Genomic DNA, 16,203 nt, shown 5'->3' on the forward strand with positions numbered 1-16,203 from the left:
CACCCCACTCTGCGCAACCTGCCTCCCGGCATCGTATGCCGCGGGTGCCGGGCATGCGGAAGGCCCGCCCCCGAGCTGGGGACGGGCCTTCGGCGAGAGGGGTCAGTGGCCGTGGCCGTGACCGTGGCCGCCGGCGGCAGCCTCCGGCTCCTCTTCCTTCTTCTCCACGACGAGCGTGTCGGTGGTGAGCACCATCGACGCGATCGAGGCGGCATTGACCAGGGCCGAGCGGGTGACCTTGACCGGGTCGATGACGCCGGCCTTGATCAGGTCGCCGTACTCGCCGGTCGCGGCGTTGAGGCCGTTGCCCGCGGTGAGCTCGCGCACCTTGGAGACGGCGACGTAGCCCTCCAGTCCGGCGTTCTCGGCGATCCAGCGCAGCGGCTCGGCCGCCGCCTTCTTGACGATCAGCGAACCGGTCGCCTCGTCGCCCTCGAGCACGAGGTCGTCGATGGCGGTGGAGGCGTGGACGAGGGCGGAGCCGCCACCGGCGACGATGCCCTCCTCGATGGCCGCGCGGGTCGCCGAGATGGCGTCCTCGATGCGGTGCTTCTTCTCCTTGAGCTCCACCTCGGTGTGGGCACCCACCTTGATGACGCAGACGCCGCCGGCGAGCTTGGCGAGCCGCTCCTGGAGCTTCTCGCGGTCCCAGTCGGAGTCGGTGCGCTCGATCTCGGCCTTGATCTGGTTGACCCGGCCGGTGACGTCGTCGGAGTTGCCGCCGCCGTCGATGATCGTGGTGGTGTCCTTGGTGACGACGACGCGGCGCGCCTGGCCGAGCACCTCGAGGTCGGCCTGGTCGAGCTTGAGCCCGACCTCCTCGGAGATGACCTGGCCACCGGTGAGGGTCGCCATGTCCTGGAGCATCGCCTTGCGACGGTCACCGAAGCCGGGAGCCTTGACCGCGACGACGTTGAAGGTGCCGCGGATCTTGTTGACCACCAGGGTCGACAGCGCCTCGCCATCGATGTCCTCGGCGATGATCAGCAGAGGCTTGCCGGTCTTGACGACCTTCTCCAGCACCGGCAGGACGTCGGCGATCGCCGAGATCTTGCCCTGGTTGATGAGGATGTAGGCGTCCTCGACCACGGCCTCCATGCGCTCGGCGTCGGAGACGAAGTAGGGCGAGATGTAGCCCTTGTCGAACTGCATGCCCTCGGTGAACTCGAGCTCGGTCGTCGCGGTCGAGGACTCCTCGACGGTGATGACGCCGTCCTTGCCGACCTTGTCGAACGCGTCGGCGATGGTCGAGCCGATCACCTGGTCCTGGGCGGACAGCGACGCGACCTGGGCGATCTCGTCCTTGCCCTCGATCTCGCGGGCGGTCTCGAGCAGCCGCTCCGAGACGGCCTTGACCGCCGCGTCGATGCCGCGCTTCAGGCTGGCCGGGGCGGCCCCTGCGGCGACGTTGCGCAGGCCCTCCTTGACCATGGCCTGGGCGAGCACGGTGGCGGTCGTGGTGCCGTCACCCGCCACGTCGTTGGTCTTGGTGGCGACCTCCTTGGCGAGCTGCGCGCCGAGGTTCTCGTAGGCGTCCTCGAGCTCGATCTCGCGGGCGATGGTCACACCGTCGTTCGTGATCGTGGGAGCGCCCCACTTCTTGTCGATGACGACGTTGCGGCCCTTGGGGCCCAGCGTCACCTTGACCGCGTTGGCGAGCGCGTCAACGCCGCGCTCCAGCGACTTGCGGGCGGAGTCGTTGAACTCCAGCGTCTTAGCCATGAAAGTCCTTCTCTAGCAATGAGTTCAGGGTTTGAAGGCGACATGCCCTGTATGCCGGCCAGCCGGCATACAGGGCATGTCACTCATGCGGTGCGGATGCTCAGCCGACGATGGCGAGGATGTCGCGCGCGGAGAGGATGAGGTACTCCTCGCCGCCGTGCTTGATCTCGGTGCCGCCGTACTTGCTGTAGATCACGCGGTCGCCGACGGTGACGTCGAGCGGGACGCGGTTGCCGTTGTCGTCGATGCGGCCCGGGCCGATCGCAAGGACCTCGCCCTCCTGGGGCTTCTCCTTCGCGGTGTCCGGGATCACGAGGCCGGACGCGGTGGTCTGCTCGGCCTCGACGGACTTGACGACGATGCGGTCTTCGAGCGGCTTGATGGAAACCGACACGGTGAGGACCTCCCCTTCGGGAATGTCGAAAGTTGGACAGTGAGTGGTGATGCGTGTGGTGCTGGGGTGCTGCCGGTCCGGTCGCCGTCGCGGGGGTCGACCGGTTGGCTGCGTTAGCACTCGGCGAACCGGAGTGCCAACGGCAAATCTAGGCTCGTGGTTAGCACTCGGTCAACTCGAGTGCCAGAAGTCTCGCGGGCGTTCGCCGAGGGCGGACGCGCCGGGTCGGGACTGGGTGGTTATCCGGTGGCGCGGACCCCTCGCGACGCGGCAGGGTCGAGCCGTGACCGACACCTCCCCCGCCACCCCACCCGCCGAGGCCGCTGCCCTCCTGCGTGCGTACGACGAACAGCTGCGCCAGGAGGCCGAGGTGCCGTCGGCGATCACGGTGGACCGGCTGGGGCCTCTGGTGCTGGCGACCTACCTCGGCGGGCGTGGCTTCATCACCTACCGCAGCCTCGACACCGAGGACCGACCCGCCGACGAGGCCTTCGTCCGCGACCTGGTCGGGCAGGCGCTCGCGCACTACCAGGCCCTTCCCGAGATCAGCACCGTCGAGTGGAAGACGCGCGGCCACGACCACGCGCCCGGGCTGCACGACGCCCTCGTCGCCCGCGGCTTCACCCCCGACGAGCCAGAGTCGATCATGGTCGGCGAGGCGTCCCTGCTCGCGGTCGAGGTCGAGCTGCCGGACGGCCTCTCCGTCCGCCGGGTCACCGACGAGGACGAGGTGCAGGCCATGACGGCCATGCAGGGCGAGGTGTTCGGGGACTCGCCTGCCCAGCTCGCTGCGATGGCCGAGCAGATCCTGCACCGGCTGCGGACGCGGGACGACATGGAGATGTGGGTGGCCGAGGACCGCGGGCGGATCGTCAGCGCGGGGCGGCTCGAGCCGGTGGCCGGCACCGAGTTCGCCGGGATCTGGGGTGGCGCGACGCTGCCCGAGTACCGGGGTCGTGGCATCTACCGGGCCCTCACGTCGGCCCGGGCCAGGTCTGCGATCGAGCACGGCAAGCGCTACATCAACAGCGACTCGACCGAGTTCTCCCGGCCGATCCTCGAGCGGTCGGGCTTCCTCAAGGTGTCGACGACCACCCCTTACGAGTGGCGACGCGAGAGCTGACGTCCGAGTCGTGTGCCTGAGCGCGCGCCCTGGCCCGCGCTCAGGCACACGACCACGATGGGCACAACCGTTCGGGTGTCTCGGGCGTCTGGGTGGATGAGGGCCCGATCGGGTCCGCGCACGAATCGGGGGGTTCCACAGTGAAGTCGATCCACGCAGTCATCGCCGTCTCCGCCGCCGCCCTGCTGGCCGCCGCGCCGGCCGCGGCGCTCAGCCTGCGCCCGGCGCCGGACCGGGCGGCACCGGGCACCGTCGCGAGTGCCAGCCCCAGCCGGACGGCCCCGGCAGCAGGGGCAATCACCCCCGTCGCCTCCGCGACAGCCGTAACACCCAGCAGGCCTTCGTCAGCGACTCCTCCAGGACAGTCCGCCGCCACGACGGTCCGTCCCTCCGCCGCGACGACCGGTCCCACGGTCGGCAGCCGACCGCGAGCGGTCGTGTCCGAGCTGCCGAAGGCCTCGACAGCCAAGCCCAAGGCCCCCTCGAACGACACCGCCCGCAAGGCCGTCGCTGTCCGCGCGCTCCCGACCACCCTTCGGCTCGACGTCGCGGGCGCGACCCTCGACTCCCTCGAGTCCGGGCTGGCTGCCGACTGCGGCTTCCCGGCCACCGACCGGGCGGTCTGGTACCGGGTCGACGACCCGAGCGGCCTCGGCTTCGTCGTGGACGCCTCGGGTTCGGACCACCGGGTGGGGATCGCGATGCTCGGCGGCGACCCTCGCGACAACGTCCTGATGGGCTGCAGCGGCGGGTCGGTGCTGACGGCGTCCGGCGGCCCCGCCGGACCGTTCTACCTCGCGGCGCTCTCCGACGCGCGGACCGCGACCCACCTCGAGCTGGCCTTCCGAGCGCTTCCGGCGCCCGCCGCCACGGTCACGCTCGACGCCGTCGGCGCGCTCGACGGGGGCGGCGCACGGCTGAGCGGCACCTACTCCTGCACCGGCTCCGGCTCCCCGACCACCGTGACGATCTCCGGGCGGCTGTCCCAGGGCGGGACCCAGGGGATCTCCTCCCCCGTCGACGGGACGTGCGACGGGGCGACCCACGCGTGGAGCCTGCTCGTGACCGGGCCGCAGGCGTTCTCGACCGGCACCGCCCAGGCCGTCGTCACTGCGAGTGCCTGCTCCGGGCCGGGCTGCACCAACAAGACCGCCCAGGGCACCGTCACCCTCTCCTGACGAGGGTCGTGTGCCTGAGCGCGCGCCCTGGCCTGCGCTCAGGCACACGACCGCGACGGCATACGCAACAATGCGCGACATGGACCTGGCCCTGCTGCGACGGCTGACGACCGGCGAGGGCTGGGGACTGCTGCAGTCACTGCCTCCGTATGACGAGGCGGGCGCGCTCGCGCTCCAGCAGCGGCTGCGGGGCGCGGGCTTCGACCCCGAGCTCGTGGCCGCCGCGCTCAACCAGGCTCGGCTCCGCGCGAAGGCCGTCGACAAGTTCGGCGAGTTCGCCCGGGGCATGGTGCTGACCTCCGACGGGCTCGAGCAGGCGACCCGGCTGGCAGTCGCCGCCCAGCACGCGCAGCGGTTCCGGGCGGCGGGCATCCACACGGTGCACGACCTCGGCTGCGGCATCGGCGCCGACGCGATGGCGATGGCCGGGCTCGACCTGCGGGTGCGCGCGATCGACGCCGACGAGCTCACCGCCGGGATCGCCGCCGTCAACTTGCGGCACTGGCCCGACTCGACCGCTCAGCACGGCATGGTCGAGGAGTTCACCGCCCCGTCCGGCGAGGGTGCCCGCGGCGTCGGCGCGTGGCTCGACCCGGCGCGGCGCACGCCCGGGGTGGCCGACGTGACCGGCCGCACCCGGCGCATCTTCAACCTGGCCGAGATCTCGCCCAGCTGGCCCACGGTGCAGGAGGTGGCGCGTGCGCTGCCCGCGACCGGGGCCAAGCTCAGTCCTGCGTTCCCCCACTCCGCCCTACCCGGTGGCGCCGAAGCGCAGTGGACCTCGTGGGAGGGCGATGTCGTGGAGTGCGCGGTCTGGTTCGGGCCCCTGGTGCGGACCGCGGGTCGCAGCGCCGCGGTGCTCCGCGCGCGCGGCCCGGCAGTGGTGGTCACCGAGGCCGACACCGACGGCGACACCCCGGCCCTGGTCAACCTCGCCGAGCTCGGCGGCTGGCTCTACGAGCCCGACAAGGCCCTGCTCAGAGCCGGGCTCGTGGGGGCACTGACCGCCGCCACCGATGGCGCCGAGCTCGATGCCGGGGTCGGCTACGTCGGGTCGAGCCGGTCCGTCGACCTCCCCTATGCGCGCCGGTATGCCGTGGTCGAGGCGATGCCGTTCAACGTCAAGGCCCTGCGCGGCTGGCTCCGCGACCACGGCATCGACCGGCTGACCATCAAGAAGCGCGGGATCAGCGTGGACGCCGACCTGCTGCGCCGTCAGCTCCGCCTGCCGGCCAAGGGCCAGGTCGAGGCGACGGTCGTCCTGACGCGGGTCCGCAGCAACCAGGTCGCCCTCATCGTCAACCCGGCCTGACCCCCGCGGCGGCCCGGCCCACGGACCCCGCAAGTGGAGGCAACCGCAAGCCTCCGGGTGTTACTGGTGCCCGAAACCTCCGGTAGTTGGCCCTTCGCCGTTACCATCTCGTATCCTCGTCGGCGATGTCCTCCCCCTCACCTGTCGCTTCCGGTCGCCATCGCGGAGCGAGTGCCCCCCGTCGAGCCGTGCTGGCTGGGCTCTGGCGACGGCCGAGCCACCGCTCGGCCGTGAAGGGCCTCGGCCTTGCCGCGTCGGCCCTCGGTGTCGCGACCGCGTTCGCGGCCCCGGGTGCAGGTGCCGGCTTCGAGCTGACTGCGGCCGACGTCGCCCAGGCCCCGGTGGTCGCCCGGGCTGAGGCTGTCGCGGGCCCGGCCAAGATCGCCGACTACGGCGTCATCGGGTTCACCGCGAAGGCCGCGCCCAAGGCGAAGAAGGCCACCGACGCTGCCGCGAGCGCCCGCAGCACGACCGGCATCTCCCGCAACACCTCACGCTCCGGCCTGAGCAACGTGGGCGGCATGACCCCCAACGCGATCGCCGTCATCAACGCGGTGAAGGCCGAGTTCCCCGGGTCCGGTCCGTTCGGCGGCTACCGCCCCGGCGACCCGCTCGACCACGGCACCGGCCACGCCGTCGACATCATGTGCGGCACGACCGAGGGCAACGAGATCGCCGCCTTCGTGCAGGCGAACGCCAAGACCCTCAACGTCAAGTACGTCATCTGGCGCCAGCGCATCTGGTACCCGAACGGTGGCGGCTGGCAGGCCATGGAGGACCGCGGCAGCCCGACCGCCAACCACATGGACCACGTGCACGTCTCGGTCTACTGACCGATCTCCCGGCTGGCAGCCTGTGTAGCCGGGCGCCCCGACGTGCCTACAGCTCGGGGTCCGGTTGCGCGCCCCGGTGCCGCACGGCGTCGGCACCGGCCCGGCTCGCTGCCCTGACCGCCTCGTCGCGGTCGGCCCCGGCGGCGAGTGCCGCCGCGAGCGCGCCACAGAACGCGTCCCCGGCACCGGTCGTGTCGACCACGTCAGCGTCGTCGACCGGTATGCCGTCGTGCCGCCTCCCGTCCCAGCTGCACCCCGCGGCACCGAAGGTCACGAGCAACGAGCTCGGCGTGAGGTCGCTGTCGGCGAGCTGGAGGGCCTCGTGCTCGTTGACCACCAGCGGGTCGGCGAGGTCGACGACGTCGTGCGGGAGGGCGGCATACGGGGCGGCGTTGATGACCACCCGCGCACCCTTGCTCCGGGCGAGGCGGGCGGCGGCTGCGACGGTGCGGATCGGCACCTCGAGCTGCATGAGGAGGACGTCGCCTTCAGTGAGCCCGTCAACCGCTGTGAGATCGTCGGTGGTGACCTCGGCGTTGGCGCCGGGGATGACCACGATGGCGTTCTCACCCTCGTCGTCGACCGTGATCCAGGCCTGACCGGTCGGTGCCGTGGTGGAGGTGCGCACCGCGGAGGCGTCGATGCCCCGGTCGCGCAACCTCGCGGCGTACGCCTGTCCCCCGTCGTCCGCACCGACGGCGGCGACCATCGCCACCTGCGCGCCCGCTGCGGCTGCGGCGACGGCCTGGTTGCCACCCTTGCCGCCGGCAAACCGTTGCAGCGCAGCGTCGGCGAGGATCGTCTCGCCGGGCCCGGGGTGGCGTTCGACGGAGGCGACGAGGTCGACGTTGAGCGACCCGAGCACCACGACCCGCCCCATCAGCGCAGGCCTCCACTGACGGTGTCGAGCCAGAGGGTCGCGTAGCGCTGGGCGTCGACCTCGAGGCACACGTCGATGCTCGACCTGGCCTGGCCGTGCGGGTCATGGGTCATGTCGCCGGTCCAGTCGCGACGGTCGACGATCGTGCGCCCACGCGACCAGGTGCCGGCCAGCTCGACGCGGACGGGGAGGCGCTCCCTCCTCACACCCGCAGGCTCGAGCACCGCGCAGACCGCGCCGGCGTCACCGATGGTCGCGCCCTCGCCGCCGAACCGCTCACACTGGAAGGCGATCAGCCGCCCGGCGAGGTCGGCGGCGCTGCGGTCTCCCGGCGCGGAGAGGGTCTTGGCCACCTCGCGCCCAACCCGCGGGGCGTAGAAGACGTCCAAGCCATACATGGTGACGTCGATGTCGAGGTCGGCGCAGGCGTCGAGGACGATCGCCGCGGCCTCCGGGTCGTGGAACACGTTGAACTCCGCGGAGGCGGTCGCGTTGCCGACCTCGGCCGCGCCACCCATGAAGACGATCTCGCGAATTCCGCTGGCAACAGCGGGATAGGAGCGCAGGAGGAGGGCGATGTTGGTGAGTGGCGCGAGTGGGATGAGGGTGACCCGGCCGTCCTGGTCGCCCCCGGCCGCCTCGAGCAGCACGTCGCGCAGCAGCTCGACGGCGTGGCGCGGGTCGGGCTGGCGAGTCGACTTCGGCCAGTCGAGGTCGCCCATGCCGTCCTGGCCGTGCACGTGGCGGGCATCGACCGGCTCCTCCAGGAGCGGCCGCTCGGCGCCGCGCGCGACGGGGACGTCCGGCCGGTTGGCCGCGTCGAGGACAGTGAGGGTGTTGGCGAGGACGGCGTCCACCGGGGCGTTGCCGCCGACACAGGTCACCGCCCTGAGGTCGAGGGAAGGGTGTAGTGCGGCCAGCAAGAGGGCGCAGGCGTCGTCGACTCCGGTGTCGACGTCGAGGACCACGGGGATCGGCATGTCGCGATCCTGCCAGAGGGGTCTGTCCGGCTCCGGTTCACCGCGATGCCGTGCTGGCCTGCGGGTTTCGTCGCGGCCCGGGGCGCGGGATAGGTTCGTGCGGTGACAGCGCACCTCGGCCGCCACGCCCGCCTCCCTCGCCGCCCCCTGCTCCTCGTGAGTGGGCTGACGGCACTGGCGTTGACCGCGACGGCGTGCACCGGGATCTCGCCGTCGGACTCTTCTTCTACCTCCGCGGACTCTGGCTCGTCGTCGTCCTCGTCGGCCCCTTCTTCCTCCTCTTCGTCGTCTTCGTCGTCGCCGTCCTCGACCACGACGACCGAGGCGCCGTCGTGCGGGGAGCAGCTCGCGGCCGCCATGACTCCGGCGCAGCGGGCCGGGCAGCTGCTGATGGTCGGGCTGCAGCCCACGGGCAGCTCGCGGGCGCTCGCCGCGCAGGTGAAGTCGCAGGGTCTCGGCGGGGTCATCTACCTCGGCGGCTGGTCGAACGGCACCTCGTCGATGGCCACCATCTCGGCCCGGCTGTCTCGCGCCGCCTCGCACGGCCTGCTGGTCGCGGCCGACCAGGAGGGCGGGCAGGTGCAGCAGCTGCGCGGAGCGGGGTTCACGCGCATCCCGTCGGCGCGGACGCAGGCTCAGTCGGGGGTCAGCACCGAGGAGGCGAACGTCGAGGAGTGGGCCCGCGAGCTCAAGAGGGCCGGCGTCAACATCAACCTCGCGCCGGTCGCCGACACCGTGCCCACCTCGCTCGGCGCCGCGAACGAGCCGATCGGCCGCTACCGCCGCGACTTCGCGCCCGGCTCCCCTTCGACCAACGCCAAGTATGCCGCGGCGTTCGTCCGCGGGACCCTCGCCGCCGGCATCGCGCCGACGGTCAAGCACTTCCCGGGGCTGGGGCGGATCACCGGCAACACCGACGTCACGAGCAACGGCATCACCGACTCCACCGCGTCTGGCTCCGATCCTTATCTCGCGCCGTTCAAGGCGGGGATCGAGGCGGGGGCTCCGCTCGTGATGATCTCGTCGGCGCGCTACCCCAAACTCGATCCGGACAACCAGGCGATGTTCTCCTCCGCGATCGTGACGGATCTGCTGCGTGGAGAGCTGGGGTTCCAGGGCGTCGTCATCACCGATGACGTCGGGGCGGCCAAGGCCGTCGCGGCCGTCCCGGTTGGAGTTCGGGCGACGCGGTTCATCGCTGCTGGCGGCGACATCGTCCTGACCGCCAAGGCGAGCCAGGCGCCGGCGATGCTCAAGGCGATCGCGGCCCAGCGGAAGTCCAGCCCCGAGTTCGCCGACCAGGTCGACGCCGCCGCCGCAAGAGTCCTCGACCTCAAGTCCACCCTCGGCCTAGCGAAGTGCAGCTAAGCGGATCAGCCCCGAGCGCCAACAAGGACCTGGCGTCGCATCCTTCCGCCCAGAATGAGCGGCTCGAGGATCGCTGATGGGGGCTGGCGGGCAGATCCCGTGAGCGCGCAATCCACGCGACAGCACACGCGGTAGAGGCCGATCTCACTACGGTCAATCGGGTACCGGAGCTTACCCGCCCGATCGCATGAGGATTGGCGAGTCTTCGATGTGGGCCAATGGCCTTGGCTTCGGCACCGGCGCCCGGAAACGCAGTCGTCCGGCACCACCGGATAGTACTGTCGCAATAGCCGCCGAACGAGGAGTAGCATGAGCGTCGATCCCACCGACATTGAGCCGTCAACCTTCCTGGCCAAGCAGGCGGTTCGAAGCGTGGCCCGGCTTGGGGCCGTTGCCGTCGATGTCGGACGATCGCGATTGCGAGCGCGCGAACTCGAGCAACTTCTCAAGGCCCCGACATATATTGAGGAATTAGCGCCGTACCAAGATGAGCTCCGTACCGGCGACTCATCCGCCATCGTCGAGTTCTTGGCCGGAGATGAAGTGGAACGCCTGCTGCAGTGGGTGGCAGCGCTCCAGGTAACCGACAAATGGAGCAGCGAATCGGAAGCCATTCTCGTCGGTCGCTTATCTGGTGGAATCCTGCGCTACACGAAGCAAGTCACTGCCGTGTCCGCGCGGGCCATAGCCGCTCACGTGGGGCGTGAGATCGTCGCGAACATATCTGATGCGTTAGGCACATCTGGCGCCTTTGCTACAGACGCGACGCCTAAGACTAAGCGGGTGTTGGCAAAGAATGCCGCATTGGTGGGCAGGCTCTCACTGGCGGACTCGGCCATCTTAAATGATCTGGCCTCAAGTGCTGCTGCAGACTCCTACATAGATGCCGTTCTCCGATCAGTGCAGCAGGCAACGACGAAATCCAAGATGCCACACTTGGGCAACTTGAAAAGCGTCCCCCTTGCTGAGCTGTACGTCGCACCCAACGCAGTACCCTATCGACAAGCCAGCACAGATCGCAGATTCGGGCGCGGAGACATACTGAGCGTCGGACGGCAGTTTCACAGATTGGTCGTCCTAGGGGACCCTGGCGGCGGAAAAACAACAACCAGTCGCCGTATGATGAACATCTATTCCGGCGAGCAGTTGGCGCGCCGGGCCGATCGTTCGCTGACGCTTATGATCGTGCTACGAGACTGGGCAGAAGAGTTATCGAGCGGCAAGATGACCGTGGTCGAGGTGCTCCATAGAGTCAGCGCCTCGCGACATAGTCTGGAGCCGCCAGAAGGCGTTCTTGAGTCCCTATTGGAGTCGGGTCGTGTCAAAGTCTTCTTTGACGGACTAGACGAATTGCTTGACACCGCAGACAGGCATCGCGTGGTCGACGTCGTGGAGGGCTTCGTTCACCGCTTTCCGCTAGTTCCGGTCATTGTGACGAGCCGCCGCGTGGGGTATCCGCAGGCGCCGTTGGACGGCGACCTTTTCAACGTCGTCGAGATATCGGGCTTTGTGCCTGAACAGCGAAAGGACTACGTCACGAGATGGTTCTCTTTCGAGGACGATCTCTCGCAGGATGAACGGGGTCAAAGGGCGGAGTCCTTCATTCGCGAGGCGGAGAGCCTAAATGACATCGCCTCAAACCCGCTGATGCTTTCATTGATGTGCGCTCTTTACTCCTATGACCAATACATACCCCGCAATCGGCCGGAAGTTTACGAGAAGTGCTCACGCTTGATGTTCGACAGCTGGGACAGGAACCGCGGGATTCGACCAACCCTGTCATTTCAGTCGCACATGATGGGCGCGCTGGACGCCCTCGCCCTATACATGTACGGAAGTGGGCTGAACGAGGCCGGATTGACGCGCGCCCTTCTTGTCAAGCGTCTGGCTAAGTACCTCAAGAAGCGGCGTTTCCGAACGTTCGACGAAGCGCGAGCCGCCGCCGCAAACTTCGTTGACCATTGCAGTGGCCGCGCGTGGATCCTGTCAGAAGTTTCGCCGGAACGGTACACCTTCACGCACGCCACCTTTATCGAGTACTTCGCCGCTAGACAACTCACGCGTCAAGCCAAGAATCCAAAGGCGCTAGCTGAGGTAATGAGGCAAAAGGTACTAGCGGCCGAATGGGACGTTGTTTGCCAGCTCGCGGTCCAAATCATAAATGATACGGAGGTCGATGGTTCCGATAAAGCCATTCGTGCGCTACTTAAGGGTGATGTCGGCGGCGATCAGCAAGAAGCCAACCTGCTGAGTTTCATCATTCGTTGCTTCGCATTTTACGTTCCGTCCCCCCGCACGCTTGACGCGGTGGCGGACCGCGTCGTGGCTCTGCTGAACCGTCAGTCAGATCCGGAGTTCGAGACTTCTGGTTCGCTTCTTGTCTCCATTCTCGATGTCAGCGCGGAGATCCGGTACGAGTGGCTCCGCGCCCTTGCCGCGCGAATCGAGGCGATCGGGCCAACAAGTTGCTCGTCGGCGCTTCGGGCCCTGGTGGTCACACCTATGAGCCATTCTGGCCGGGAGGGCGACGATCCACGAGAGGATTGGCGGGAGGCTCTCGGGCCGATACGTGAGGAGTGGCGCCGGTCAGGGGTTACCAAACATCTTTGGTGCGCCTTGGCGGGTCCGCTATCAAGCGAGTCCGTTCGACTAATGGTTCAGCACCATGGTGTCGAAGGCCTTTTCGCTGATTCCGCAGTCGGGAATGGCTACTACCTAATAGGCTTGGCCTCTCGGGTGCTTCGGAGTTCAGCCTCTTTCGACCCCTTAGTGTTGAATGCTTACACCGAGGAGATCATGGCGGCACTCGACGGCGGCGGGCAGATCTCCGCTCCGTCCGACACCCCATTCGCTATTGGACTTGAGAGTCCCGACGATGAACGGCGTGATGTGGAGGCGGCCGATCAAGGCGAGAAGGCTGCCAGGCTCCTAGCGGCCATGGGCTTATTGGAACTGGCGGGAGATCCCCACGGTCTGCCTCGTGACCGCGTCGTGTCACTGGTCTTCAGTGGAGGAGAGGCGTCACTTGAGGGCGGTTCTCTGCGGTCCATCTCGCAACTCGATCTCCCTCCGAAGCTGCAGGATTTCGCGGAGCGGTGGGTGCGCGATGAGGTGAACATGTTCGCGGACCACTGACGGCTTCTGCCAATCGCCGTCGCCGATGCGTCATAGCCCCGTGCGGGAAATTGTCGTCGCCTACTCGACTAGCCGAGGCCCCGGGTGTGCCTGGTCGGCCCAGAACGAAACGCGCTTCGTGTCCCCACTGTGGCCGGGCGAACGGGTCTCCGGCCGGGCGACATCAGGAGCGGGGCGGCAATCGAGTCTGCGACGACCTGGCCGTGGCCCCATGTGTGGACACAACCCACAGCAGGGTCATGGCCGTCTCATGATTGGCCACTCGTTCGCGGGAAACGGAATCCCCCAACTGACTTGCAACGGCACGCGATGGTTCCCCTCGCGAACCTCGCTTACGGCTCGCGCGATGCGCCCGGACCTTGGCCGGCGGGATGCCTTTGCTCGATATGTTGTTGTTCGCCGTGCGTGCTTCGTCGTCCGTTCACGGGCTGAGCTTGCCGTCCATTCTTTACGGGTCTGGCTCGCGCACACGACAAAAGGTCGCGGTGGGCTCTGAACCCCGGTCACTGTGGTCGAGCGGGGCCGGTCTTTCCGCCGCTACTGCTCTTGGCGCGTTCCCGCTGTGAAGGGTTGCCGGTGACGGGCGGAGGTCCCACTCTGGTGGCAGTCCTGGACCTCGACGTCCTCGACGTCCGGTCGCAGTGAGGGAGGCACTCATGACCACTACGGAGACGACCTCGCACGTCCCCACCGCCGAGGACGAGCGGCGCCGGGCCAGGGCAGAGATCGAGGAGCTCAGCCACGCGGCATACGACGTCGCGGCGGCGCCGCCCACCACAGCCGGGCCACCCACGGAGTGCGACGTGATCATGAAGGGTGGGATCACGTCGGGGGTGGTCTACCCGCTGACCATCTGCCGGCTGGCGACGAAGTACCGGCTCAAGAGCATCGGGGGCACGTCGGCGGGGGCGATCGCGGCGGTGGTCGCAGCCGCCGCGGAGTACCGCCGCCAGCACGACTCCGAAGCGCCGGCCGAGGGCTACCAGGCACTGGCGGTGCTGCCGCTCGACGTGTCGAAGCGTCTGGCCACCCTGTTCCAGCCGCACCCCGAGACCGAGCCCATCTTCGGGGTGCTGCTCGCGGCGCTCGGCCCCGGCAAGGTGCGGGCCGCAGTGGTCGCGCTGGTCAGGGAGCGGCTCTGGTGGTTCCTGGGCGGGCTGCTCCTCGTGCTCGTGGTGGCGGCGCCGGCGTTGCTGCTCAACGGAATCCCGGGCGACGAGGGTTGGGGGCGGTTCACCCTCGCGCTGATCCTGCCTGTCCTGCTGGGGCTGGTCGTCGGCGTCGTGGCCGCGCTCGTCGGCTTCGCCCTCAAGGCGGTGAAGGTCCTTCCCCGTCACGACTTCGGCCTCACCGACGGCGCCACGCACTCGGGCAACGCCGACGAGCCGGCCCTCACCGAGTGGCTCAACCGCACGGTCAACGACGTGGCGGGGCTCCCCAAGGGCCGGTGCCTGACCCTGGGCGACCTGTGGGGCTCGGCCGGGCTGGCAGCGTGGCAGGCGTATGCCGCCGCGACACCGACCACACAGCGCCCCATCGGTGAGGTGCGCCGCAAGCGGGCCATCGACCTCGAGACGATGACGACGAACCTCACCATCCGTCGACCGTTCCGGATGCCGTTCCGCCAGCAGGTCTTCCTGTTCGACCGCGACGAGATGCTCGGCCTCTTCCCGCGCGACGTCGTCGACACGATGGTGGCCGGCCTGCCGCCATCGACGCACCTGCACCCGAAGACCAAGCAGCCGCTCTTCTACTTCCCCGGACCGGGTGCTCCGGAGAAGGGCGAGCGCAGGCCCGGTCCGGAGGCGCTGCCACTCGTGGTGATGGCGCGGATGAGCCTCAGCTTCCCCGGCCTGATCGCCGCCGTGCCGCTGTATGCCGTGGACTACAACGGCGACCAGTCGGTGGTGCGACACCTCTTCTCCGACGGCGGCATCAGCAGCAACTTCCCGATGCACTTCTTCGACTCGCTCCTGCCCACCCGCCCGACCTTCGGCATCAACCTGGCTTCACCGCACCCGCAGCACCCCGAGATGACCTGGCTGTCCGCGGCGGCCGAGGGCGGCGTCATACCTCGCGCGCAGCCGTTCACCACGGTGCCGGGCTTCGTGCAGGCCCTGCGCGACAGCGTGCAGAACTGGTCGGACAACACCCAGGTCACCCAACGCGGGTATGCCGAGCGCGTCGTCGAGATCCGGCTGCGCAAGGGCGAGGGCGGCTTCAACCTGGAGATGCCCGACGACGTGATCATGGCCCTCGCGGGTCGCGGCGCCGAGGCGGGCGAGAAGCTGCTCGGCTTCCAGTGGGACCCGCACCGGGTGATCCGCTACCGCAACGCCATGACGCGTCTCTCCGAGGTGCTGGAGGGTTTCGAGGTGGCGTGGGACGCGCGCGACTACGGCGGCCTGGTGGAGGACTACCCGACCAGCGGCGCGCCCGGCACCTCGTACATGGACGGCAAGGCCTGGCGGGAGAAGGACCTCGCCGCCACCAAGGCACTGCTCGACCTCGTCGAGGAGTGGGAGCAGGCGGACTGGCCGTCGCTGCGCCAGGACCGGCCCTCCCCCGCTCCGGCGATCAGGATGGCGCCGGAGTAGGGAACGACGACCACTGCCCAACCTGCACTGACCGTGCCGGCCGGTCTTGACACGAGCTCCGAGCAGGCGCATTCTCCTAACCATGTTAGGCGCACCTACCCGCGATAGGGTCGCGGAACGTCGTCAGGCGACCCGGGCCGAGATCCTCGCCGCCGCCTGGGACGTGGCGCACGAGAAGGGCATCGCTGCTCTGACCCTGAAGGATGTCGCCGACCGCGTCGGGATGCGTGCGCCTTCGCTCTACTCCCACTTCGCCTCGAAGAACGCGATCTACGACGCCATGTTCGGTCAGGCGTGGCAGGGATGTCTCGACGCCATGCAGGCGGTCGCTGACGCAGGTCTCCCGAAGGATCCGCGGAAAGCGCTGACGGTGATGGGTCGCGCCTACTTCGACTACGCCGTCGCCGACCAGTCCCGCAACCAGCTGATGAACGTGCGGATCAGCGCGGACTTCCAGCCGAGCGAGGAGGCCTACCTGCCGTCGCTCGCAGTGTGGGAGCTGGCCCAGGAGAACTTCGCCAGGATCGGGCTGTCCGCCGAGGACGACCTCGACCTCTTCTCCGCGGTCGTCGGCGGACTCGTCGACGCACAGCTGGCCAACGACCCGGGGGGCGACCGTTACGCGCGGCAGCTCGACCGCGCCCTCGGCATGCTCGCCGACCACTTCGGACTCTGAGGAAG

12 protein-coding genes are annotated in these 16,203 nt (G+C 68.8%); 8 read left to right on the forward strand and 4 right to left on the reverse strand.

Features of this window, described 5'->3' with window-relative positions; genetic code table 11:
* Window positions 1-102 precede the first annotated feature (102 nt).
* Both groL and groES read right to left on the reverse strand, forming a co-directional pair.
* On the reverse strand, window positions 103-1,722 hold the full coding sequence (groL, locus tag BLQ34_RS10720; protein ID WP_091785112.1) for a chaperonin GroEL: 1,620 nt from the start codon (window positions 1,720-1,722) through the stop codon (window positions 103-105).
* 100 nt (window positions 1,723-1,822) lie between these two features.
* Complete coding sequence (groES, locus tag BLQ34_RS10725; RefSeq protein WP_056916628.1) at window positions 1,823-2,116, reverse strand: co-chaperone GroES; 294 nt, start codon at window positions 2,114-2,116, stop codon at window positions 1,823-1,825.
* Window positions 2,117-2,399: 283 nt separating this feature from the next.
* Between groES and BLQ34_RS10730 the strand changes: the two genes are divergently transcribed.
* From BLQ34_RS10730 to BLQ34_RS19325, 4 genes are all read left to right on the forward strand, one after another.
* The gene (locus tag BLQ34_RS10730; RefSeq protein WP_231961040.1) at window positions 2,400-3,239 is read left to right on the forward strand and encodes a GNAT family N-acetyltransferase; all 840 of its coding nucleotides are present in this window, start codon (window positions 2,400-2,402) and stop codon (window positions 3,237-3,239) included.
* A 437-nt stretch (window positions 3,240-3,676) separates the two neighbouring features.
* A complete protein-coding gene (locus BLQ34_RS10740) occupies window positions 3,677-4,417 on the forward strand; it encodes a DUF6299 family protein (protein WP_091785118.1) in 741 nt (246 codons plus the stop codon).
* Window positions 4,418-4,496: 79 nt separating this feature from the next.
* Entirely contained in the window at window positions 4,497-5,729 is a 1,233-nt protein-coding gene (locus BLQ34_RS10745) for a class I SAM-dependent methyltransferase (protein ID WP_091785121.1), read from the forward strand.
* A gap of 230 nt (window positions 5,730-5,959) precedes the next feature.
* Window positions 5,960-6,562 carry a hypothetical protein gene (locus BLQ34_RS19325; RefSeq protein WP_157692996.1) on the forward strand — a complete coding sequence of 201 codons (603 nt, stop codon included), beginning with the start codon at window positions 5,960-5,962 and terminating at the stop codon, window positions 6,560-6,562.
* Window positions 6,563-6,608: 46 nt separating this feature from the next.
* Here the strand turns inward: BLQ34_RS19325 and BLQ34_RS10755 are convergent, their stop codons facing one another.
* Window positions 6,609-7,442, reverse strand: a complete 834-nt coding sequence (locus BLQ34_RS10755; protein ID WP_091785127.1) for a ribokinase — start codon at window positions 7,440-7,442, stop codon at window positions 6,609-6,611.
* Complete coding sequence (locus BLQ34_RS10760; RefSeq protein ID WP_091785130.1) at window positions 7,442-8,422, reverse strand: nucleoside hydrolase; 981 nt, start codon at window positions 8,420-8,422, stop codon at window positions 7,442-7,444. The genes BLQ34_RS10755 and BLQ34_RS10760 overlap by 1 nt, the downstream gene beginning before the upstream one ends.
* A 357-nt stretch (window positions 8,423-8,779) precedes the next feature.
* On the opposite strand from BLQ34_RS10760, the gene BLQ34_RS10765 reads away from it, so the two are divergent.
* From BLQ34_RS10765 to BLQ34_RS10780, 4 genes are all read left to right on the forward strand, one after another.
* A complete protein-coding gene (locus BLQ34_RS10765; RefSeq protein ID WP_091785133.1) occupies window positions 8,780-9,790 on the forward strand; it encodes a glycoside hydrolase family 3 N-terminal domain-containing protein in 1,011 nt (336 codons plus the stop codon).
* A 309-nt stretch (window positions 9,791-10,099) separates the two neighbouring features.
* Window positions 10,100-12,925, forward strand: coding sequence for an NACHT domain-containing protein (locus BLQ34_RS10770; RefSeq protein ID WP_091785136.1), 2,826 nt, complete (start codon window positions 10,100-10,102; stop codon window positions 12,923-12,925).
* A 656-nt stretch (window positions 12,926-13,581) separates the two neighbouring features.
* Window positions 13,582-15,522 carry a patatin-like phospholipase domain-containing protein gene (locus tag BLQ34_RS10775; RefSeq protein ID WP_091785139.1) on the forward strand — a complete coding sequence of 647 codons (1,941 nt, stop codon included), beginning with the start codon at window positions 13,582-13,584 and terminating at the stop codon, window positions 15,520-15,522.
* Window positions 15,523-15,604: 82 nt separating this feature from the next.
* A complete protein-coding gene (locus tag BLQ34_RS10780; protein ID WP_091785142.1) occupies window positions 15,605-16,198 on the forward strand; it encodes a TetR/AcrR family transcriptional regulator in 594 nt (197 codons plus the stop codon).
* Window positions 16,199-16,203 lie beyond the last annotated feature (5 nt).

Source organism: Pedococcus dokdonensis (assembly GCF_900104525.1).
GTDB classification, from domain to species: Bacteria; Actinomycetota; Actinomycetes; order Actinomycetales; family Dermatophilaceae; genus Pedococcus; species Pedococcus dokdonensis.